The sequence below is a fragment of the Pedobacter kyonggii genome, assembly GCF_004310665.1.
In the GTDB taxonomy this organism is placed as follows: Bacteria; Bacteroidota; Bacteroidia; order Sphingobacteriales; family Sphingobacteriaceae; genus Pedobacter; species Pedobacter kyonggii.
In genome coordinates, this window is record NZ_SIXF01000004.1 from 175,451 (window position 1) to 199,057 (window position 23,607).

The window sequence follows — 23,607 nt, forward strand, 5'->3', positions numbered from 1 at the left end:
CAGGTAGGGCTATATTTTTTACAAGGAATTGACCGGGTGAGCTTGATATAAAAGAAAAAGACAATCCTTGTTGTATAACTCCGGGAGTTGACAACATAAACGTCAGGATTATTTAAAAAGTCACTCGGCCATTTCACATAATTAAGCGGTGCTTTAAGTCTATTGAATTTTCTGGTAGATCAATTCTGACCTGTATTGATCCAATTTCAAAGCGGATACTTGTAGGGACATCAAAAAACGTAGAATTTTGTCCCTGCAAATTAAGCTACATTTTTTTTAAAGCCTTTTTACCGAAAGCAATCAGTTGTTTGGCATCCAGGTAACCTATTGAACGATGCAGTACTTTTCCATCATAGTCAAGAATCAAAAGTGTAGGATATTCTTGTACTTCCCATTTTGCAGCTAAATTAGATCCTTCCCCTTTTTCCATATCAACAGCAAGATTAACAAAGTTTTGATTGAAATAATCAGCCGTCTCTCTGTCTTTAAATGTTGTTTTTTTTAACTGCTTGCATGGACCGCACCAGGTTGTATAAGCATCGACAAAAATGTATTTATGTTCGGCTTTTGCTTTTTTTAATGCGGTTGAATAGGCATTTTCGATAAATTTTATCGGTAATCTTTCTGTTGTTGAATCGTATGTTTTATCAACTGGCGAGAATGAACTCAGGGATAAAAGGATTGTAAATAAAAGTAATGGATATTTTAAATTTTTCATTTGATTGGATTTTTAATTATTACATGTTTTTAAATGCGGCCACTCCCTTGTCTAAAAATGTTACATATTTTGAAATATCAAGGTCGAAGGCCTGCGGGGCGGTCAACTGTTTCCCCGAACCGTTAATGATAACATAGTATGGTTGTGAATTAGTACCAAAGGTAGCAGCCTGGTAATCACCCCATTTCTGTCCTATCGTCTTTATTTTCTTTCCGTTGAATTTGGAAAGATATTTTTCATTTTCTGCAAGTTCGCTTTTGTCATCTACATAGAGAGATACAAGGATATAATCCTGCTTTAAGCGTTCGAGGACCTTTGGATCAGACCATACACTAGCTTCCATTTTACGGCAGTTGGTACAGCTCCACCCGGTGAAATCTAACAGGATTGGTTTATTTAGTTTTTTTGATTGCATAATCGCTTCCTCGTAATCATAAAAAGCATCCAAGCCGTATGGGGTATGGAAAAGAGATGCATATTTCTTTTTGGTTGTTATTTCTGACTTCTCTGGGATTGTAGACCTTGTTAAATCAAATTCTTGTGAAGTGATAGGCGGCAACCATGCGCTGATCGACTTCAGCGAGGCTCCGAAAACTCCTGGTATCATGTAAAACGTAAAACCAAAAACCAGCATGCTAACAAATAGGCGTGGCAGTGTAAGGGTTTTTGTTTCCGAATCATGAGAAAGCCTGATTTTTCCTGCAAGGTAAAAGCCTAGGAAGGCAAATATGGTTATCCATATAATTAGAAAAACATCCCTATTCAAAATCCCCCAGTGATAAGCCAGATCAACATTTGACAGATACTTAAAAGCCAGCGCGAATTCAAGAAAACCCAGAGACACTTTAACAGAATTCAACCACCCACCGGATTTAGGAAGCTCTTTTAACCATGAGGGGAAAATAGCAAACAAAGTAAAGGGAATTGCTAATGCTAAAGAGAATCCAAGCATACCCATTGCTGGCCCGTAATACGTTCCTTTAGATACGGCATCGACTAGCAAAGTACCGATAATTGGCCCTGTACAGGAGAAAGACACCAGTGCGAGGGTAAAGGCCATAAAAAACAACCCCACCATACCGCCTTTGTTGGACTTTTCATCCATCTTGTTAACCAGTACAGAAGGAAGGGTAATTTCGAAGGCCCCTAAAAAGGAAAGCGCAAAAATGATTAGAACAGCAAAAAAAATAAGATTGAACGTAGCGCTGCTCGCCGCTTCGTTTAACGCGGACGACCCGAAAAAAAATGTGATCAGCAATCCTAAACCCACATAAATGGTAATGATGAAAGTACCGTATAGAAAAGCCTTTTGTATTCCTTTGCGCCTTGATACTTCCTGTTTGGTAAAAAAGGAAATTGTTAGCGGTATCATCGGATAAATACAAGGCATAAAGAAAGCGGCCAGACCGCCGAAAAAACCTGCAATCAGGATTCCAAAGTATGAAGAAGTGCTTTCGCCAGGCATGCCATCTGTTGTGGGTTGCTCTACCTTTGACTGAACCGCGGCATTTTTACTGCCGCTTTGTTTATGCTTTCCTGTATTTGCCGCCTGTGGAGCTACAGATCCTGAACCGCCCACTGAAATACTAAACTGTTCGTCGGTTGGTGGCAGGCATTTATGGTCATTACACACCATAAACTCCAATGACCCTGTTATCGTGGTTGCCTGCTTAAGCTTAATTCGCTGCTTGAATATCACCTGCTTTTCATGCCAGGAGATTTTCATATCGAAATTTTTGTCAAAGCCGGAAAGCGCTTTTGGCGATTCCAGTACTTCGCCCACTAATTGAAAAGCTGGCGACGGATCGAATTTAAAGGAAGTAGGAACAGGCCCGCCCTCTTTAATAAATTGGGAATAGACATGCCAGCCGGGGTCAATGTTTGCTTTTAACACAAGAAAGGCTTCCTGATCATTGATTTTTTCGGAAGAAAAGCTCCAGTGAACAGGACTTTCAATTTGTGATTTCGCTGAAATGGAAACCCACATCAGGGCCAATATAATGAGAAGTTTTTTCATTTAATTTTTATCCAATGATTGTGTTAGATCTCTTGACGGAGTGCGGCGGCAGCGGCCTTTAATAAGGGTGCACTTAATCTTTGCGTCATGTTAGGATTGATATATTCGAAAAGGATGTTTCCTTTTTTGTTTAAGATAAAGACGGATGGCACTGGCAGAAGCTTGTCAGTATTTTTTCCTCCTGAGGTTTCCGGTAGAAATTTATCGTAACTTTTTGGACTTTTAAAGGCGATACCAAAGCGCTTGGCAGCATTTAAATCTGCGTCCGATAAAAGGGTGTAAGAAAGCTTTTCCTTATCCATTGTTTTATTAAGATTCTCTGGACTGTCGGTACTGATGGCGACAATTTGATAACCCATTTTGGTTAGATCTTTTTCAATCTCTTGTAATCCCGAAAGCTGTTTGGAGCAATAAGGACACCAGCCTCCACGGTAAAAAACAAGAATCGTCGGGGTTTCCGATACCGACTTATTTAAATCAAATTTTTCTCCCGATGATTTGCGCAGTTGCAAAACGGGGATTTGCTCGCCTGCTAGCAAAGGACTTACATCTTCGGCTTTCAGCGGGACACCCGATGTCATCTTCACTGTATCCCGTGATACCGAGATATGCCGCGCGGGTGTGACTGAAGTGGTTTGAGCCGTTGCGGCAGCATTAATACTTAGTGCTGAAAAACTAACAAGAGTTAATGCAAACAACGAACTTTTCAACGCTGCCTTGGTGTTTCTATTTCTTTTCATAATGTTTTTACGGATTTAGTCGCAGTTTCCGGTAAGTCCTTACAAAAAAGTTTTCCATTATTACGATTCTCTTTTTTTGTTTTGGTAGCTGTTTTTTTTGAAAAATAATGTAAGGATTTCTAGTTTGACCCGACCAAGCAAAAAAAACACTTTACATATGAAAAGAATAACAATTACCAGTTGGGGCGGAGCATTGCTTTTGTCTCTTACATTCGTAGCGTGCAAGAAAGACAGTACGGATACACCGGCAAATTCAAGTGAGAAAGCTACTGTCACCGTTCAGAATGTTCTGCAATCAAAACCACTTGTTGAGTCCGGAACTTTTCAGGGAAACGGAAACCCACTTATATTACCCGGACAATCTACCACTATCCAATTTTCCGCGGCTAAAGGCGAAGCACTTACATTTGCAACAATGTACGGTGCATCTAATGACTTGTTTTTTGCACCAGATAATCCTGGTATTCAGGTTTATGATACCGAAGGTAAGCCAATTGAAGGGGACGTATCTGCCCTAATAAAGTTATGGGACAACGGTACACGGATAAATCAAAAACCTGGTGCAACAGTAACCCGCCCGGGAACACCTGATAACAAAAACATTACCGAAGTGATTGGCAGCGATGCCCAAGGAAACGCTTACCTACCTGCCTCAAAACTGGTAAAGGCCACGCTTAAATACGATGGAAATTCCAGATTCACGCTAACCCTTCAGAATACCTCTGGCGGCACGCCAAATGAAACCCCATTAAGCCCCGGAGTTTGGGCTGTTTCATATATTGTAGGTGGAAACCTGCTGAACCAATCTCCTCTATTTATGAAAGACAAACCTACTGCCAATGGGTTAACTTCGATTGCTGAGGCAGGAGATAATACACCATTGAGTACTTATATAAGTAGTATTACAGGGATTTTTACACCTCTTTCACCTGTTCTGGTCGTAATATATAATGGCATAGACAATCCTTTGTATAAAGTCGGGGAGAAAGACAGGAATGAAGGACTGAAAGAACTCGCACAAAAGGGTGATGCATCTATATTGGCTGCTTTCCTAAAAGGCAAAGCAGGTATTAAAGCGGTGTATGTACTTGAAGCACCCACTACCAGGGTCTTGCTTCCAACAATTGGCGACCAGCCGGGAACCACCGTTTCACAGGAGATATCTGTTTCAAAGGGTGATCGTTTAGCCATTGCGACCATGTACGGATTTTCAAACGACTGGTTTTTTGCAACTGGCGCAGACGGGATAGACCCTTTAATAAAAGGGGATGCCTCTGCGAATATCGGTTTATACAACAACGGTACTGCTCTTGATCAATTCCCTGGCGCTGGAATTACACAGTTTAATCTCGCCGGAACACCTCTTGCTGAAAGCATACCTATTGCAACAGTGCCAAATCCCAATGCCTTTACAACACTTCCAGCAATTAAAGATATTGTAAAGGTTATTATAAAATAAATAAATTAAAATAATCAAGCCCTGAAGAACCAGACAGCCGTGCATTGCATGGCTGTTTTCTGAATTATCAGAGTCTTTAATACAATAATGGTGAATCAGATTTAAGATTGACAACAGTTACTTTCACGAAGTGGAGTAATGAATATAAGTAACTTGATACTGGTAATATCTGACCAGAAAATCAGTCCATTCTTTCGTTGTTTGTGTTTGTTTGGGGCCGTACTCCCGAAGGTGACAAATATTTATCGAATATCTTTAACTTTTGAAACAGTTTATTTTACGCTCTCAAAAATATAATCTGGCGGGTATTTCTGAGAAAATGGCCGCATTCTGTTTCAAACTGATGCTTAATTATGGAGCAAGTGGCCGTTTAGATTGTCTTAACCGCTTTTTTTTACCAAATCTTTAGAGAAAAATTCTTCGAATTTACGCGGGATTGGAGCCTGTAGGAGCTTTCATGATCAAGGTATGTGTATTAGTCCATCAGTCCAACTGAGCTGCTTATATCGCATTTTTTAAGATTTCGTAACTTGGGTTACCAAGAACATCTGGTTTTGGTCTAACACTGCGTCCAGAGTGGACTATTTTGGAAAAAGCCGAATCTAAAAAGCAGTTGGGAGGAGTTGTTGGTATTTACTCGGCAATGGCGGCCATTTTGCACTAAAATTGAGAGCCACTATTTGTGAAAATATAATCTGCGGCCAGATTGGCATCATGATGAGGGGATATTCTTGGGAATGTTCCCAATAGTTGGGAACCTTCCCGAGGATAAAACTCATCTAAAATTTGTGGTTTTGTAATTTTTAATGGACAAATTTAGCTGACCAAATAATAAACTTTATGAAAAGAGCTTTACTATTACCTCTTGGGGACCATTGGCCCTTTTATGAAATTTATAGTAAAATTGCGATAAGGGCTTACAAAAACATTATTTTCTGTTTAATTCTGGCTTTTAGTCTGCTCTCCGCATTTTCCGTCAATGCCCAGGCACCCACCGGATACTCACTTGCGTGGTCTGATGAATTTAACACGGCTTCGCTTGATACTACACTTTGGAAATACCGTACCGGTGTTGCCGGAACCAGTTATTTAAAGCCAGAAAATGTTGTTTTAGAAAACGGAAAGATACGCATCAATTTAAAAAAGGAAACTTATGGGGGCAAAGCTTATACTGCCGGAGGAATAATTACCAAAACACCAAGACGGTACGGCTACTATGAAGTGAGCGTTAAAATTGATGGTGGTTATGGCTGGCACGAAGCTTTTTGGTCTTCATGGAAAAGTGGTTTTGATGATCTGAACCCTGCTTACGATAATATGGATAAGCTAGAGATCGACTGTTTTGAACACTATGCCGATTATGCCAATAACTATTATACCTATGGTGCCATTCAGTGGTCGCCGTTTACCGGCAATGCCAATAGAGATTACAAAACTGTAGCAGAAAACTTAAGCAGCTCCTATAACGTATTTGGTTTTGAATATACGCCAGATTACCTTAATTATTTTTACAACGGGCAACTGGTTAAAACGGTAGATACCAGGAAACTTCCCAGTCACGACCTGTATTTATGGCTTACCTGTATTGCCAATAAGCCTAATGCAACAGATTCTGGAGCAGTTTTCTTTGATTATTTAAAATGTTATGAAATATCACCAGCAAACTATCACCTGCGTAAAGTCGCATTTATTGCGCATCTCGACTCCCTAAAGCTACCGCTTCATTCGGCAGCCAGTGACCTTTGGATTGAAGCCGAGGATTTCAAAAATAAACAAAACTGGACTAAAGAGCTTGATGAGAATATGGTGGTGCTGAAGGGCTATACCCAGCGGGATGCCACCAGAGACAGCACTGAGCTTACCGCCATTACCGGAATTAAAATCGATAGTGCAGGTAACTACAAACTCTGGGTAAGATCCAGAGACTTTACGGTAGGGCAGGGCACTAGAAAATTTAAAGTAATCTTGAACGGACAGCAGGTGCCGGGCGAGTTTGGCAACCATGGTGCCAATGGTTATGCATGGCAAAGTGCAGGTACGTATTACTTACCTCAGGGCACAACTACACTTAAACTTTTTGACAGTTCACAGAATTTTGCACGATGTGATAAATTCCTGCTTACGAGCGACACTTCCTTTATCCCTGTTGGAATAGGTGCCGATAGTAATGTACAGCATGTTGTACCATCAGGAAGCGGCGAGCCCTTTACCCCAGGCAACCTTGTTGTGCTAAGGATTGGTGACGGACTGACTGCATTAACCTCCGGTAATGCAACTAGCGTTTTCCTTGACGAATATACGAGTAGCGGGGGTTTGGTGAGAAGTATCCCCATGCCTGTAGCAGCAACAGGAACAAATAAGCGTTTGACATTATCTGTATCTGCTGCCGACAAAACAGAGGGTTATCTAACCCGCTCTCCAGATGGGAAATTTCTTGCACTTGCTGGATACGATGCCGCACCCGGACTAGCTGGGGTGAGTATTTCCGCGAGCGCAACAGTTAAACGGACGATTGGCATTGTTGATGCAGACGGCATTGTAAATACATCAACAGGCCTGAATACTTTCAGCGGCGTGACCATCCGGTCTGCTGTAACCAGTAACGGAACCGATATTTGGACAACTGGCGGGAATAATGGGATAAGATATACTACCTTGGGCTCGGCAACCTCAATAGCAATTACAACACCTACAGCACGTTGCCTTAATATATTTAATGACCAGCTGTATGCTTCTACAACAGCAACGAACCTGCGGATTGCGCAAATAGGAACAGGCATGCCGGTAACTGCAGGACAGACTATGACCAATTTACCTGGGATTGCAACAACAAGTGGAAGTCCTTATGGTATTTACATGGCAGACCTGAGCAGCTCGGTGCCAGGAGTGGATGTAATGTATGTGGCAGACGATGGCACAAATGCTTTATCTAAATATTCGCTTGTTAGAGAAACCTGGGTGCTGAATGGAAAAATTGGAACGGCGACTGATCTATACAGGGGCCTGACTGGCAAGCAGAATGGGGCTGAAGTTGTTTTGTATGCCACCCGTAAAAACAGTGGTTTAACAACCGGTGGAGAGATTGTTTCCATTACAGATACCACAGGCTACAATGTGAATTTTGCCGTACCTCAAGTGGTTTTGCTGGCTTCGGCACCTACGAATACAATCTTTAGGGGAATAGCCCTGGCTCCCGACACCACTACGGCACAAACTTTTAGTATGCTCAGATCCACTATAAAAACACCACAGGAAAAGTCTGCTGTTTTAAGGGTTTTCTGTTCCAATGGCAGTGATGATCTACTGCTAGTTGTTACATCCAAAACCAAGCTTCAGGGACCGCTCAGAATTGTTAACTTAATTACAAGAAATGTTGTGTACAGCGGTAATCTGAAAACTGAGGCAGAAAAATCGTCCAGTATAATCAAGGTGAAAAATTTGGTGCCGGGATATTATTCGGCCGCTTATACGACAAGTGTGGGACTGATTTACTGTAAATTTTCCTACCAATGATGTTCGTATTATTCTTCAAGCTGCAAACAGTTAATTACTAACCCATTATAAGCACAATGGCCCCTGAAACTTAATCTGAAGAAAAAGGGCCACATATAAATACAAAAACATGAGAAAACTGTTATTCATTATTTTTATTTCATTGATCAGCATTAACACCTTTGCACAGCTCAGAACCATTACCGGAAAAGTAGTTGATGAGCAGAACAAGCCTTTACCGGGTGTTGTTGTAAAGGCAGGCAAAGCTAACACGGGGGCGGCTACCAATCTTCAGGGCAATTACACATTGAGCGTAGCGGATACGACAAAAACTTTAACTTTTTCATTTCTTTCTTATATGCCGCAAACGGTCAGCATAAACGGTAAAAGTGTAATCAATGTAACCCTGAAAGAAAGTATTACCGAGCTCGAGGAGGTGGTGGCGATTGGTTATGGAACACAGACCAAAGCAAATCTTACAGGTGCGGTAAGTAGTGTGTCGGTAAAGGAGGTTGAAGGCAGGGCCCTAACTTCTGCAGATCAGATCCTGCAGGGAAAGCTTTCGGGTGTAACCATTGTCCAAAACTCTGGGCGTCCGGGTGATGACAATTCGGAAATCAGGATCAGGGGTGTTTCTTCAATCGACAACAATAATGATCCCCTGGTTATCATCAATGGTGTGCAAGGTAATATCAATGATGTGAACCCGAATGATATAGAATCCATGTCCGTGCTTAAAGATGCGGCTTCTGCGGCAATTTATGGTTCGCGTGCTTCTGCGGGCGTAATTATTATTGAAACCAAAAAGGGTTTTACAGGTAAAGGGCTGCAGGTTGAATATAATGTAACCGGATCAATGGTGGATGCTACCAGGCTGCCCGAAACAGTTGATTCTTACACTTATGCATCTTTATTGAATGAGGCAAGGGTAAATGTTGCACTGGCACCAATATATAACCAAACGCAGCTTGATCTGTTTAAAAGCGGGACAGACCCGAATTATCCCAATACCAACTGGTATGATGTGTACTATAAAAAAGCATATATGCAGAACCACTACGTGAGCTTAAGGGGCGGCGGAAAGAATTATAAATTTTCCAATTCAGTAGGGTATAAAGATCAGCAGGGCATATTGGTAGGAACCTCATCTAAAAGGCTTTCTTTCAACAGCAGTTTAAGCGGTAGTTTTGTTAAGAATAAAGTAAGGGTTAACTTAGGTTTGGTGGGGTATAATGAAAAAGGGAAGGAGCTTATCTCACCTACAAGTACCGTGCTTGCCGAGATCTCAGGATCTTTACCAACTGCATTTGTTCAATCCATCGATACTCTTACGGGCAATGCCAATTTATACAGTTATCCGGGAAGGTTTTTGGGCGCAATGGATCTGGGGGGAGGCATAGAAAACAAACAGAACAGCCTCAATTCGAGAGCAAGCGTAGAGATAGAGCCGATTAAAGGCTTGATCGGAAAGGTTTTGCTGAGCAACAATAAATTCAAAACAGATTATGTTAATTTTACACCCCGGTTTTACACTTCCGGTACTTACGAAGAAACATCAATCAATCTCAGGGAGTCGAGCCTGGAGAAAAGAAATTCGGAAAGTAACCTAAATACGTTTTTGGCAAGCTTGGAGTATACTTTGAAAAAGGGCAAACATGAGGCGAAATTCCTGGCTGCCCACGAAAGATTAGAAATGATCTATAATTACGATATGGGCAGTGTGAAAAACCTATCTTCCAACCAGCCAATATTCAATTATGGCGACCCAACATCTCCGTTTTTGAGCAGTGCAGCAAACGAAACCGCTACAGCGTCCTTGTTCGGCCGTTTCAATTATTCCTATGCCGGTAAATACCTGCTCGAACTGAACATGAGAAGGGATGGTTCCTCGCGTTTTGCCGATGGAAGAAAATGGGGCAATTTTCCTTCAGTTTCTGCTGGATGGAGAATCAGTGAAGAAGGGTTTTTTAAAGGAATTAAAAAAGATGTATATCTAAAACTGAGGGGATCGTGGGGCAAGCTGGGCAACCAGAACATATTTACCCAATATGCCTTTGCCGATCAGATGAGCGGCTCGGAATATTATGCTTTTGGCAATGCAATTGTACCAGGCAGGGGTACCATTATTCTGGCCAATAAAGATACCCGCTGGGAAACTACAGAACAGTTTGATGCGGGATTTGATATGATCCTATGGAACAGGCTGAGCATTACCGCCGATTACTTTAATAAGAAAACTTACGATATCCTGGCCCGTGTTACCATCCCGCCTTCACTAGGGGTTACCGTACTTCCTTATCAGAATATAGGAGATATGGTAAACAAGGGCATCGAGATGAGTATCGGTTACAATTCGCCTGTAAACAATAAAAAAATAAACTATGGCTTTACTGTAAATGCCAGTTATATCACCAATAAACTAACATCATTGGGCGGTCTGCCTTATGTAGATCATAGTGTTACCAACCGAAGTGTGGTAGGTGAGCCTTTCTCTTCATTTTATGGCTATAAAGTGGATGGTATCTACCAGGTGTCAGACTTTACCTGGCAGAACGGTAGTGATCCTTCTGTTCCTCATGCCAGCAGGACCTATGTCCTAAAACCGGGAATGCCCAATGTATCGGGGGTAATGAGCAATCCTGCGCCGGGTGATATTAAGATTAGCGATGTTAAAAGTGACGGGGTGATTAATGCAGACGACAAGACCCTGATCGGCAATCCAATCCCCAAACTGCAGTATTCACTTTCAGCAAATGTATCCTATAAGAATTTTGGCTTAAATGTTATTGCGCAGGGCACGGGCCGTACCGATGCCTATATGAACGGTAACCTGATCGGGCCTTTTTTCAATACCACAGGCCCCTTGCTTACCAGCACGGTAACCGATCGGTGGACCATTGATAATCCTTCTGATAAGTACCAAAGGATATATGTAGACAAAGGACGTGATGCGCTGATTACAAGCTACAACATATACAACGCTGCTTATTTCAGACTTAAAAGCTTACAATTATCCTACACCTTTAATGCTGCATTTACCAGAAAAATTGATGTAAGCAGATGCAGGGTTTTTGTAAGTGGTGAAAACCTTTTCCTGATTTCTGACTTTCCTAAGGGCTTTGATCCTGAAAGACGTTCTACAAACGTTACTGCTGCTTTCCACCCGCAGGTAGCTACTTATTCTATTGGCCTTAACCTTAATTTTTAACCTCAAAGCATACAAAAATGAGAACGATAAAATATATAATTTTAAGCTGTTTGGCCTGTCTGCTTTTCGGCTGTACCAAAGAATTTCTGGACCGTAAACCGATCGATTTTCTCGCTCCCGATAATTTTGAAACTGAAAATGACATCAGAGAGGCTGTAAATGGAATCTACAGGGCATACGTTTCCGACAAAAACGAGCCTATATATACCGACTTCATAGTTGATAATGGCTATTTTCCTGATTACAGGGATATGTGGAACAGAACTTATAACAACGAAACCAGTTACATCGTTAACAAATGGTCGAGAGATTATAAGGTGATCTTGAGGGCAAACACCGTACTTGCCTATATCGATAAAGTGAAACTTACCGAATCTGCCTACAAACAATATAAAGGAGAAGCCACATTTTTGCGTGCGCTCTCCTATGCCGACCTGTCTTTCTTTTTTGGAGGCGTTCCCATGCGTTTAAAACCAGAAGGACTGGAAGATGCGAATAAGGCCCTGAGCTCAAAAGCAGAAATTATTGAGCTCGTACTTAAAGATCTGGAAGACGCAGCTGCTTTATTGCCAATATCTTATGCCGCTTCTGAAAAAGGGCGTGCAACAAAAGGTGCTGCACTGGCCATAAAAGCAAGGGTGCTGTTATACAATAAACGATACGAAGAGGCAGCAGCATACTGTGTTAAAGTTAAGGCTTTGAATTCCTATAAAATCATGCCCGATTATAAAACAATGTTCCTGCCCGAAGGGGAGGCGGGTAACCTGGAAACGATTTTCGATATGCAATATCAAACCAATGCCCTGCCACAGGGACTATCAAATTCATGGTATGATAGGTTTTATCTATTTTCTGGCTATCAGGTTTCTCACGATCTGTATGAGCAGTATTATTCTACTAATGGCCTGTCGATTACCAATCCGGCAAATAAACTATACAATCCGGCAGTAAGAACTTCTGATCTGGTTGCCCCTTCAACCTATGTGTTAAATGGAGGTTACGACAATAGATTTCAGAGCCGCGATCCAAGGATGCATTTCTCGATTGTTGTTCCCTATACGATCGATTCGTATAATGCCACAACCAAAGCACCTGGTGTATTTTATCCGACTGATAAAAAAGCAGCCAATCTGACCAGTTTCAGGGTGAGAAAGTATGTAGATTATACCAATTACAATGTTTCGGGCATTTCTGGGGTAAACCCCATTATTATCAGGTATGCCGATGTACTGCTGATGGAGGCCGAAGCGCTTGTAGAAAAGGGCGGTTATGATGAGGCTTATGTTTATTCGCTGATCAACCAGGTGAGGCAGCGCACCAGTGTGATGATGCCAAAAGTTGAAACTGCGGAGGGGTTAGGCCTTTCTCAACAAGCTCTAAGGAATGTGATCAGGCACGAACGAAGGGTAGAATTTGCGTTTGAAGGATTACGGATTTTTGATATCATGCGTTGGGAGAACGGCCCGGATGCCCATAAGGACTTAAAAGGCTTTAACCCTGCTAAATTAACCAGGTTTGCATCTACCGGAATCGTATATGAGATTACCACGGCATTGCAGCGGACGCCCTTTGATGCCGCAAAAGGATATTTATGGCCGATCCCAAAAACGGAAACCGATGCCAATAAACTGATTAAATAAGAAGATCTGCTGCCTGTTGATATGCACAATATGTTTTGCGTATCAACAGGTTTTAGGTTGAGTCCAAAGAAGTCGAATCCTTGTTTTAATTATTTGTAAATCAGTCGTTTTTAAGTTATTTCTAACTTTAATTCGCCAAAAAATCACCTCGCAGATTTTGTTTCTTATTTATGTTGTCAGGACAATTAAGGCAAGGCTTACATCCAATATCATTAAGTTAAGAGATAAATCAAAAAGATGTCACCCTGAAGCTTAATTTATTGCATAAAATCAATATAAATGACATTTAATTATTGGGCGATATGTATTCCCCTCTTTAGAGGGGTGTCCGCAGGACGGGGGTGTTTTATTAGTCCTAGCCGGACAGGCTTCTTTCTTTTTGGTGTCAAAAAGAAGCAAAAAACACCGGCTGAAAATTTATTCATTTGTGTTATTGTTTTCAGCTGCATTCATGAGGGCTTCGCCGTTTTCTTTCGAAGCCAGTGGGATGGCTTGGGCAGTGTGGCCCGAAAAATTTGTTAGGCCGGATTAAGTAGAACGGGGATACGGTGCTATGGCCTAGTTGGGCGGAAATACAAGTTGGTATAAGCCACTCATATTTAAATGATTACAAAATAACCTCAATGGTAGCGTAGTTGAAGGGTATATGGCAGAAAATGAAAAAACTTCTGATAACCACCAAAAGCGGGAAGAACCCAACTAAAGCGAATGTCTTTTGATAACCTTTGTCGGGTTTCTCGTAATTACGATTTTTTCATCCAGGATGGCTTGTGCGACTGTTTTACCCATTGCCTCAAAATCAGTAGAGATGACCGTAATGCCATCTTCAAGTACTTCTTTCACAAGCGTATCATTATAAGAGATGAGCCCTATATCCTTCCCTAACTTAAGTTTCTTTTTTCGGGCGAGCTTAATTAACATGACATCATCGGTGTCGTACCTACTAAAGGTTACATAAGCATTCCCTTTTTGAAAAGTCTTTTCATCAATCTCAGATTGTATCAGGTAGGGGTACTCAGTTTCAGTGCAATAATGTAAAAAACCTTCAATTACCAGTCTGGCATGTACAGCTTCAGGATGGGCAACCAAGATCAGCCGATCGTATTTTTTTAACTCAGCCTGTAGCTTATGAAGGCTATTATAAATGTCATAGCCGTAATCCTGGTATATACTACTGTAATTGCCTGATAAACCTTGCTCGTTTAAATCAATAATTATTCTTTTCTTGTCCGGAATCAGGTTCAGGAGCGGGGCTACATTTTCTTTTAAAAAAGTTGCAACGACATAATGTGTATATGAACCCAGATTTTCTTTGATCAATTTTTCGAATACCTGATAATTATGGTGGTGAAAGTAGATATCTATATCGGCGCGGTTTTCCAGTTGATTAAAAAGCGTCCTGTAAAACTGTTCACGCAGAATATTCATTTTATCAAGTAGCAAAAACACACGGAAGGAATGATGAATGGCCTTTTTGCGTACATAATATCCTTTTCTGTATACAGATTCCACGATGCCTTTTTCAACAAGCTCATTCAGGCCTTTGAGTAAAGTTTCCTTACTCATTTTTAATTGCAATTGCAGCTGCTTAAGAGAAGGCAGTTGATCTCCAATACGTAGCTGATCAATTTCAATCAGTGACATAATGTGATCGGCAAGCTGCTGATATTTCATTTTGCCTTGATTGCCTTTCTGGAGTGTATTTTCAGAGGTCATAGGTATATTATTTAGGCAAATGTAATTAATAGACCATACAAACCAAACCAGCCCATTTAATAATTATTCAATAATCACCCCCATTTTAGGTTTAAGCAGCTTTTTTTTATTTTTTTATCTTTTGTAAAGAAATAAAATATATTATATTTGTTAAGTAACCAGTCCAGTCCAGACCAGACTAATAGTGTGAGCATTTGATGATGCGTGTAGTAATTATTGTTATAGTGCGCTAATTGCTGTTTTTGGGATCTGGATGAGGTTTTAAATGCTTTAACAAGTCATTTATACTGCAGATACGTAAATGTCTGTCGTAACAACATAACCAAATATAAACAATGAATATGAAACCAAACTTACTCTTAACGGTGCTATTGGTTCTGGGTATTCCGCTTTCCAGTCTGGCTCAAGCGGTAAAAACCATTACCGGAACTGTTACAGAAGAAACCGGGAAACCCTTGCCGGGTGCGAAAGTAGTCATCCAGGGGAAAACAGTTTCCCGTGTAACAGATGATCAGGGCCACTTTAGCTTTTCTAATACGAAGGAAAGTGAACTATTGGTGGTCTCTATGGTTGGCTATATCAGCAAAACTGTGGTTATCACCAGTCAAAACCAGTATAAAATTCAGCTGGTTCCTAACAACACTGCTTTAGATGACGTTGTAATTGTTGGTTATGGCCAGGTAAAACGAAAGGACCTTACTGGTTCGGTGGGTTCTGTAGTGATGAAAGATATGGAAAAGGCACCGGTGGTTTCCTTTGAAGATGCTTTGGCAGGAAGGGTGGCAGGAGTGCAGGTCGGTTCTGGTGATGGACAGCCAGGCAGTATTAGCAACATCACCATTCGCGGAGGAAATTCCATTACCCAGTCAAACTCACCCCTTTATGTAATTGATGGCTTTCCCTTGGAAAATCCCGACAACAATACGATTAATCCGGATGATATTGAATCAATAGATATATTAAAAGACGCATCTTCTACCGCAATTTATGGAGCGAGAGGAGCCAATGGTGTGATCATGATCAAGACCAAGGAAGGTAAGGTAGGCGCGCCGGTAGTTAACTACAACAACTGGCTGGGCTATCAGTATCCGTCAAAGCAGATAGAAGTGATGAGTCCTTATGAGTTTGTGAAGTACCAGCTGGACTTGAATAAGACTTCCGCTACCGCTTTGTATCTTAAGGACGGCAAAACTTTAGATGCGTACCGCAATGAGCAGGGGATAAACTGGCAGAATAATGTATTGCAGAATGCATTTATGCAAAATCATAGCTTCTCTATGAGGGGAGGCACTGCAGCTACAAAATATTCGGTAAGCAGCTCTTATTTAGATCAGAATGGAATTGTGATTAATGGTGGATATAAGAGATACCAGGGACGGTTTCAGATTGATCAGCGTTTAGGGAAAAATATGAGAATTGGCATTAACACCAATTATACATACGGAATCAAAAAAGGTCAGATCGCTAATCTAACCAGTGATAACCTAAACAGCAGCTCGGCCGGAAATGCCAGTTCATATTTGATGTACAGTACCTGGGGATACAGGCCTGTTACAGGTAATGCAGATGATGAAAATTTCCTTGATCAGCCTTTTGACGACGACGTGGCGGGAAATACAGATTTAAGGATAAATCCTGTGGTAAACTCCAACAACTTGTATCAGTATGCTTTTAACAAATCACTTACTACCAATGCTTTTGCGGAGTATGCTTTCCTGAAATATTTTAAGTTCAAGCTGAGTGGCGGGATGACGGATACCCGTTTGGTTTTTGAGCGTTTTAACAATTCTAATACGGCAGCTGGAAATCCGCGGACCGTTTATGGGCAGAGTTACGGCATTAATGGTTCCCTCGAAAATCAGAATATCCGCAGTTTACTGAACGAGAACCTGCTCTCATTTAACAGGACATTTAACAAGAAGCACCGTTTAGATGCGGTGGCTGGATTTACCATGCAGAGAAATAGTATGGAGGGGGATGGATTTGTATCTATTTTATTGCCAAATGAGTCATTGGGTGTCAGGGGACTTGACCAGGGGACAATTCTGGTAAAAACAACCTCAGGAACTTATTCAACGCTGGTATCCTTCCTGGGGCGTGTGAACTATACGTTTAACTCCCGCTACCTGTTCACGGCTTCTATCCGTAGTGATGGATCTTCAAAGTTTGCCAAGGACAACAGGGTGGGCTATTTCCCTTCCGGGGCCTTTGCCTGGAATATTGGGGATGAAAATTTCCTGAAATCAGTTAAAGCCATTTCTTCCGCAAAACTAAGGGCTTCTTATGGAATTACCGGAAACAACCGGGTATCAGACTTTGCATACCTGAGTATTTTGGATCAGGAAGTAGGGGCCAACACTGGAAATACCAGAAGTGGCTATTATTTTAACGGACAATACATTAAAGGAACTGTACCTGTTGGGGTGGGAAATGAGAACCTTAAATGGGAGCGAACCGGAAACCTTGACCTTGGAATAGACTTAAGTTTCTTTAAGCAGCGGATCAGTTTAACTACCGATTATTATTATAAAAGAACCACAGACTTATTGCTGAATGCTTCATTACCTACTTCAACCGGGTATCTTACCGCATTTAAAAATATTGGCGTTGTGGTAAATAGGGGCCTGGAGTTTACCTTAAATACAATAAACGTGAGTACAAAGAATTTTAGCTGGACATCCAATTTTAACATTGCCTTTAATACCAACAAGATCGAAGAGCTGAATGGTGATCAGCCTAGTTTAATTACACGTGTTTCGAACTGGAACGGCAATTTCAATAACTCTTTACCTTATATAGCCTTGCCAGGACGCCCTGTGGCCCTGTTTTACGGCTATGTTTTTGAGGGGGTGTATCCTTTAAGTGATTTCAATGTATTAGCTAACGGTAGCTATGAGCTGAAACCTGACGTACCGAATAATGGGAGTGCCCGCTCGCTCATTAAGCCGGGCTTCATCAAATACAAAGACATTAACGGAGATGGGGTGGTAGATGCAAATGATCAGACAATTGTTGGCAATCCTAATCCGAAACACATTGGAGGCTTTTCCAATAATTTCAATTATGGACCGTTTGACCTCAATATTTTCTTACAATGGTCTTACGGAAATGACATTTTAAATGCGAACCGGATTGTATTTGAAGGTGCGGAAGCCAGACCAAGCCTGAATATGTTTAAAACCTACGAAAACAGGTGGTCTCTGGAGAATCAGAATAGCGATTTACCTGTAGCGGGCGGTTATGGTCCTAATGTGTTCTCCGATAGGAATATCGAAGATGGCTCCTTCCTTCGGTTAAAGACGGTCTCGTTAGGTTATAACCTTTCTTCTACAGTAACGAAAAAGCTGAAAATACAATCAGCCCGCTTTAATGTTTCGGCACAAAACCTGATAACCTGGACCAACTATTCCGGTTTGGACCCCGAAGTTTCAGTGCGCCATTCTGCACTTACACCGGGTTTCGACTGGAGCCCATATCCAAGAGCGCGCACCATCACCTTTGGTATGAACCTAACTTTTTAACGATAAATGTTTTTACAAATGAAAACAACTTTATTATATATCGCGATAATGCTGGCACTGGTTGTTAGCTCATGTTCAAAGATACTGGATACAACCCCACAGGATTTTGTATCGCCAGTAAATTATTACAATACAGAAAGTGAACTACAATCTGCACTGGCCGGAGTATACGACCGCTTGGGCGATAACAGGGTTTATTCACAAGGTATGTCTTGCTATATGGTTTTTAGTGACGAATTTTTCATGAAAAACCAGACATCGGGAATGAATGCCAATATTGTTGATGCTTCGACCCTGGAATTAAACAGACATTGGGAAACGCTTTACACGGGTATTGAGCGAGCGAACATGTTACTCGAAAACATAGATAAGGCCGTTAAGGTGACTGCGGAAAAACGCAACGAAATAAAAGGGCAGGCACTATTTTTAAGGGCTTACTATTATTTTCTGCTAGCGGATGAGTTTGGAGGTGTGCCTTTAAAGCTTCAATCGAGCAAATCACCTGAAGAACCGCCCCTTCCTGGTACGCCGTTAAAGGACCTTTACGGACGTATCGTTACTGATATGAAACAGGCAGAAGACCTGGTGAAATCCGTTTCTGATTATGGCTATAATACCCGTATTACAAAAACTACTGTACAGGGTATACTCGCAAGGGTATATCTGACCATGGCAGGCGCCCCGCTAAATGATGTTGCAAAATATGCTGATGCCAGAACTTATGCAGAAAAAGTAATGCTGTCAGGATTGCACAGCCTTAATCCCGATTTTAAACAAATCTATATCAACCACGTTCAGGAGATTTTCGATACAAGGGAAAGTTTGTGGGAAGTAGAATTTAAAGGCGTAAACCAGGGCGAAATACAAGAGGGCGGCATGATTGGCAGTTATAACGGCATTACCTGTGGAAATATTGAAATGGGGTATGGCTATGATTATGTTCATGCTACGGCGAAGCTTTATAATGCTTATGCGAATGGCGACCTGAGAAGGGACTGGACAGTTGCTCCTTATCGTTACGTGACAAGCGGACAAACGGCTGTACGGACCAATTGGGCAGCAGATCAGATATACGACCGTAGCAATGGCAAATGGAGGCGCGAGTATGAACTTCTTTTACCAAGAAATCAAAACTATACCGGTACAAACTGGCCGCTGTTAAGGTATGCTGATGTATTGCTGATGTTTGCAGAAGCTGACAATTATACCAATAATGGGCCCTCTGCAAATGCGTATAAAGCGATAAATATGGTGAGACGAAGGGGCTATGGGAAAGATGTGCTTGTCCCCGATGTAGCGGCCGATGCTGCTGCTAATTTGTCTCAGCAGGACTTCCTTGATCTGATCAGGAATGAACGGTTACGTGAGCTTGCTTTCGAGGGCATTCGGAAGCATGATCTTGTACGATGGGGTATTTATCCATCCGTAATGCAAACACAGGCAAGAGAATACCAAACCAACATGCCAACTGCGTTAAAAGATGCAGCTGTTGCACAGGCACAGCGGGTAACGGATCGTGCAGTTTTATTCCCGATCCCTAACAGCGAACTGGCCGTTAACCCTAATATCAAACAAAATACAGGATGGTAACTACAAAATTGTATAAGATGAATAAGCTATTGATTGCAGCTGTTATATTATTTTTCCTGGCTTCCTGCCAGAAGACCCATGAGCTCGCTCCGCAGGATGATTTTTCTGTTGAGTTGGAAAAAAACAGTTATAAAGTTGGAGAGCCCGTTAGGTTTATTATTAATGGTAAACCAGAGAATATTGTATTTTGGTCTGGAGAAGCAGGACGCAAATACGAATACCGGAAAAGAACGGTCGTGGAAGGAAATGCGGTTTCGCTCAATTTTAAAACTTATGCCCAGTTCGGCTTAATGCCCATCGATCAATCGGTGATAAAACTGTACGTATCTACCAATTTCAACGGAATATATGATGCTACAAATGTAAAGGCTGCCACCTGGGAAGATATCACAGATAAAGCTGTTTTATCTGCTGGCCTGGATCAGACCCCCTCAGGAAATATCAGCCTGAATACTTTTGCCGCGCGTAACAAAAACATGGCGCTGGCTTTGGTTTATAAGACCACTGTTATAAAACCAGAAGCGCAGCAAAACCGTTGGGTAGTCCGTTCTTTCGACCTTAAAAGCACCAATCAGCAAGGGGAAGAAACAGTATTGGCCACTATGGCTACCACGGGCTGGACTGCTTTTAATTTTAGTGGTCCTGCAACCAATTGGAGTATTACTTCAGCACAGTTGCTTACAGTAAGGAACAGTACCGATCTTGATGATGACTGGGTAGTAAGCAAACAGTTTAACCCTAATAGCATTTTGCCAGACGTAGGAGAACCTATTAAGAATATTTCCCAGAAACTAACAGATTATACCAGGGTTTATACTAAAGCTGGCGTATATAAAGTGTCGTTTGTAGCAACCAATGCCAATGTAGAACGATCACTTACAGTTGTAAAAGAAATAGATTTAACCATTACCCAATGAGATTAAACCCTGTAATCTTGCTGCTGTTTGCTTTTGCAAACAGCAGCTACGCCCAGCTAGCGCCCAAAGCCCGATTAACAAATGATGTACTTCGCCTGAACTGGGAAGATACTGGTAAGGGATATCAAATAAAACAGCTGTCGGTAAAAGGACAAAACGGTTGGCATTCCCTGTCTGGTACATTGGGGCAATATACCCTGCTTTACAGTGCAGATCAACCCAGGATGGATTCGGAGACTAAGGACAAAAACGGGAAGGAAATTCAGTTTCCTGAACCTGAATACCGCTATATCATTCCTACCTGGAAAGCGAATACCTCTGCGGTTTCCTTAAATAAGGAAGGACTTGCCATTTTATTTTATCCACAGCAGTATAAGCAGGTTGGCAATACACTCGTTTTTCAGCAAAAAACAGATGTCTCTACAGTAAAAGCAATCTGGAAACTAGATCCTGTTTACAAAAATGATCTATGTGTTTCTATTCATTTAACAGCCGATAGGGATGGATATTATTCCGTAGCGACTCCGGCATTGAGCACAAATGATAAAAAAAGTTTTGAATGGGGCTGCATCCCCGGTGTGTTTCAAGGCAGCACCATCAACAATAACTTTACAGATGCCTATGCTTATGGACACGGAATTCCGGATAGACCGGTTGTGGTAAGAGAAAGAACAGCGGCTGCACTTACGGCTATGCTCACGAATAGAGATAGAATTACACTCGCCGTAACGGCTGAGCCGGGAACAGCCAGGCACCCATGGGAATATGATAAATCTACCCAGTCGAACTGGCTGCTTGGCCTGTCACTGATCAACAGGCAGGAACAACTGAGCCCAACCTTATATCATCCGGTACTGGGGCAGAACAAGTCGTATTTAAAAAAGGGGGAAAGCCTCTCCTTTGATTTCAGGTACACCATCAATACTTCAAACTGGTATCAGGCATATCAGCATGTCGTAAATGATGTTTACCGCTTTGATGAGCTACTGCACTTGAAGCAAACCAAGCTTTCCTTATCTGATCGCATGGAACAGCTTTTAGACTATGTGAAAAAGGACAATACTTCACGGTGGCGGACTTTCGATTATCATGGCCGGACTATCGGTGCCCAGGAATATTTGGGTGGGGTGTATGGCTCGGAAAAAGACGCTGTAAAAAATGCCGATTATGGGGCCATGTGGATGTTGGCGAATATAACTCAAGATCCGATTCTGGTTCAGAAACGTCTTAAAGATGCATTGAACTTTAAATTGGCGCAGCAAAATACCGCTGGAGGTTTCTTTCATGGAGCTGCAGCTGGTCAATATTACCTTTACAATTCAAAACGGTTTACCGAAGAGTGGGGCCCTTATACCGAGCCAATTGCAACCACTTATTATATGTTGCTCGATATGGGGAATGTATCCTTGTTTGAGCCAGATAACCAGCAGCTTAAATCGGGTATGCGTATGGCGGCCGACTGGCTTTTAACTAAAATGAAACCAGAAGGTTATTGGGAAGTAGCTTATCATAACGACACGCAAAAGCCTATGTTTGAAGATCTGAAAGATTATAGGCCTACTTTTTACGGACTGTTGGTTGCATACCAGACACTTCGGGATAGGAAATACCTGGAGGCGGCTGTAAAAGCAGCAGACTGGTATATCAAAAATGCTGTAGATAAAGGATATTTTTTAGGTGTTTGCGGAGATGCCAGGTTCGCACCTGATTTTGCAACCGGACAAAGTGCCCAGGCTTTGCTCGATCTGTTTGAAATTACAAAGGACGTACGATATAAACAGGCTGCTATTAAAACTGCACAATTCTATACCACCTCCATCTATTCTCATCCGATTCCGAATAAAGAAAGCAGAAAAGTTGGGCCGAGACAATTGCAAGACTGGCAAATAAGCCAGGTGGGGCTGAGCTTTGAACACGGAGGGATTTTAGGTTCCGCAAATAACAGCGGCCCCATTATGCTCGCAAGCCATGCTGGCATGTTTGTAAGGCTATTTCAACTGACAAAAGATTCGTTATACCTTAAAATGGCAAGGACAGCAGCTTTAAGTAAAGATGCTTTTGTTGACCCAGTCACAGGAGTCGCTTCCTATTATTGGAGCGCCATGAACAAGGGGGCGGGGCCTTTCCCTCATCACGCCTGGTGGCAGGTGGGGTGGATCACTGATTACCTGATGGCAGAACTTTCCTTACGTTCACAGGGGCGGATTGATTTTCCTTCAGGTTTTCTTACGCCTAAGGTTGGCCCACATAAAACATTTGGCTTCAGGCAGGGAAAAATATTTGATAAACAGGGAGACCTGGCATTGATGGAAAAACTGGTTTCATTGAGCAATCCCAATATGGACTATGTATGCGCCCTGAATAAGCAGGCTAAAGTGTTTTACCTGTTTGTATTGAATAACGATGACGAAATACAGGAAAGTGCCCTTCAGTTTAACATGTCCCGTTTTATTCCAGGACACAGCCTGGATTTGAAAACCGCCAAATGTTTTTCTGAATCAGGTTCAAAACTTCCTTTTTCTACAGGAGATCCTATAAAAATAGCACCTTATGGCCTCCAGGTTTATGCATTTACATACAAATAAATTA

The 23,607-nt window shown here is 41.7% G+C and carries 12 protein-coding genes; 8 read left to right on the forward strand and 4 right to left on the reverse strand.

The annotated features are described in order from the left end of the window. Positions 1-265 precede the first annotated feature (265 nt). Genes EYS08_RS06510 through EYS08_RS06520 form a run of 3 tightly spaced genes read right to left on the reverse strand, consistent with a single transcriptional unit; the run spans position 266 to position 3,475 of the window. Complete coding sequence (locus tag EYS08_RS06510) at positions 266-718, reverse strand: thioredoxin family protein (RefSeq protein WP_131029247.1); 453 nt, start codon at positions 716-718, stop codon at positions 266-268. Positions 719-737: 19 nt separating this feature from the next. After that, positions 738-2,735: a protein-disulfide reductase DsbD family protein gene (locus tag EYS08_RS06515; RefSeq protein ID WP_131029248.1), complete on the reverse strand. Its 1,998-nt coding sequence runs from the start codon at positions 2,733-2,735 to the stop codon at positions 738-740. Between the two features lie 23 nt (positions 2,736-2,758). After that, positions 2,759-3,475 carry a peroxiredoxin family protein gene (locus tag EYS08_RS06520; RefSeq protein ID WP_131029249.1) on the reverse strand — a complete coding sequence of 239 codons (717 nt, stop codon included), beginning with the start codon at positions 3,473-3,475 and terminating at the stop codon, positions 2,759-2,761. Between the two features lie 157 nt (positions 3,476-3,632). On the opposite strand from EYS08_RS06520, the gene EYS08_RS06525 reads away from it, so the two are divergent. The 4 genes from EYS08_RS06525 (at position 3,633) to EYS08_RS06540 (ending at position 13,274) form a co-directional block, all read left to right on the forward strand. Then, on the forward strand, positions 3,633-4,934 hold the full coding sequence (locus EYS08_RS06525; RefSeq protein ID WP_131029250.1) for a spondin domain-containing protein: 1,302 nt from the start codon (positions 3,633-3,635) through the stop codon (positions 4,932-4,934). Positions 4,935-5,774: 840 nt separating this feature from the next. Then, positions 5,775-8,447: a family 16 glycosylhydrolase gene (locus EYS08_RS06530; protein WP_131029251.1), complete on the forward strand. Its 2,673-nt coding sequence runs from the start codon at positions 5,775-5,777 to the stop codon at positions 8,445-8,447. 109 nt (positions 8,448-8,556) lie between these two features. After that, positions 8,557-11,634 (forward strand): SusC/RagA family TonB-linked outer membrane protein, encoded by a 3,078-nt coding sequence (locus EYS08_RS06535; RefSeq protein ID WP_131029252.1) that lies wholly within the window; start codon positions 8,557-8,559, stop codon positions 11,632-11,634. 17 nt (positions 11,635-11,651) lie between these two features. Further along, the gene (locus EYS08_RS06540) at positions 11,652-13,274 is read left to right on the forward strand and encodes a RagB/SusD family nutrient uptake outer membrane protein (RefSeq protein WP_131029253.1); all 1,623 of its coding nucleotides are present in this window, start codon (positions 11,652-11,654) and stop codon (positions 13,272-13,274) included. A gap of 699 nt (positions 13,275-13,973) precedes the next feature. Here EYS08_RS06540 and EYS08_RS06545 read toward each other — a convergent pair. Continuing rightward, positions 13,974-14,990, reverse strand: a complete 1,017-nt coding sequence (locus EYS08_RS06545; protein WP_131029254.1) for a GntR family transcriptional regulator — start codon at positions 14,988-14,990, stop codon at positions 13,974-13,976. Between the two features lie 341 nt (positions 14,991-15,331). On the opposite strand from EYS08_RS06545, the gene EYS08_RS06550 reads away from it, so the two are divergent. The 4 genes from EYS08_RS06550 to EYS08_RS06565 are packed head-to-tail and all read left to right on the forward strand — an operon-like array spanning position 15,332 to position 23,603. Next, the gene (locus EYS08_RS06550; protein WP_131029255.1) at positions 15,332-18,511 is read left to right on the forward strand and encodes a SusC/RagA family TonB-linked outer membrane protein; all 3,180 of its coding nucleotides are present in this window, start codon (positions 15,332-15,334) and stop codon (positions 18,509-18,511) included. Between the two features lie 18 nt (positions 18,512-18,529). Beyond that, entirely contained in the window at positions 18,530-20,101 is a 1,572-nt protein-coding gene (locus EYS08_RS06555) for a RagB/SusD family nutrient uptake outer membrane protein (protein WP_244215869.1), read from the forward strand. Between the two features lie 17 nt (positions 20,102-20,118). Then, positions 20,119-21,018, forward strand: a complete 900-nt coding sequence (locus tag EYS08_RS06560; protein WP_244215870.1) for a DUF5017 domain-containing protein — start codon at positions 20,119-20,121, stop codon at positions 21,016-21,018. Beyond that, positions 21,015-23,603, forward strand: a complete 2,589-nt coding sequence (locus EYS08_RS06565) for a glycerophosphoryl diester phosphodiesterase (RefSeq protein WP_131029258.1) — start codon at positions 21,015-21,017, stop codon at positions 23,601-23,603. Before EYS08_RS06560 ends, EYS08_RS06565 begins: the two co-directional genes overlap by 4 nt. The last annotated feature ends 4 nt before the right edge of the window (positions 23,604-23,607 follow it).

What these genes read in the sequence shown, in the direction of transcription:
- EYS08_RS06510 (WP_131029247.1), bottom strand. Translation starts at nt 718, where the DNA reads ATGAAAAATTTAAAATATCCATTACTTTTATTTACAATCCTTTTATCC.
- EYS08_RS06515 (WP_131029248.1), bottom strand. Translation starts at nt 2,735, where the DNA reads ATGAAAAAACTTCTCATTATATTGGCCCTGATGTGGGTTTCCATTTCA.
- EYS08_RS06520 (WP_131029249.1), bottom strand. Translation starts at nt 3,475, where the DNA reads ATGAAAAGAAATAGAAACACCAAGGCAGCGTTGAAAAGTTCGTTGTTT.
- EYS08_RS06525 (WP_131029250.1), top strand. Translation starts at nt 3,633, where the DNA reads ATGAAAAGAATAACAATTACCAGTTGGGGCGGAGCATTGCTTTTGTCT.
- EYS08_RS06530 (WP_131029251.1), top strand. Translation starts at nt 5,775, where the DNA reads ATGAAAAGAGCTTTACTATTACCTCTTGGGGACCATTGGCCCTTTTAT.
- EYS08_RS06535 (WP_131029252.1), top strand. Translation starts at nt 8,557, where the DNA reads ATGAGAAAACTGTTATTCATTATTTTTATTTCATTGATCAGCATTAAC.
- EYS08_RS06540 (WP_131029253.1), top strand. Translation starts at nt 11,652, where the DNA reads ATGAGAACGATAAAATATATAATTTTAAGCTGTTTGGCCTGTCTGCTT.
- EYS08_RS06545 (WP_131029254.1), bottom strand. Translation starts at nt 14,990, where the DNA reads ATGACCTCTGAAAATACACTCCAGAAAGGCAATCAAGGCAAAATGAAA.
- EYS08_RS06550 (WP_131029255.1), top strand. Translation starts at nt 15,332, where the DNA reads ATGAAACCAAACTTACTCTTAACGGTGCTATTGGTTCTGGGTATTCCG.
- EYS08_RS06555 (WP_244215869.1), top strand. Translation starts at nt 18,530, where the DNA reads ATGAAAACAACTTTATTATATATCGCGATAATGCTGGCACTGGTTGTT.
- EYS08_RS06560 (WP_244215870.1), top strand. Translation starts at nt 20,119, where the DNA reads ATGAATAAGCTATTGATTGCAGCTGTTATATTATTTTTCCTGGCTTCC.
- EYS08_RS06565 (WP_131029258.1), top strand. Translation starts at nt 21,015, where the DNA reads ATGAGATTAAACCCTGTAATCTTGCTGCTGTTTGCTTTTGCAAACAGC.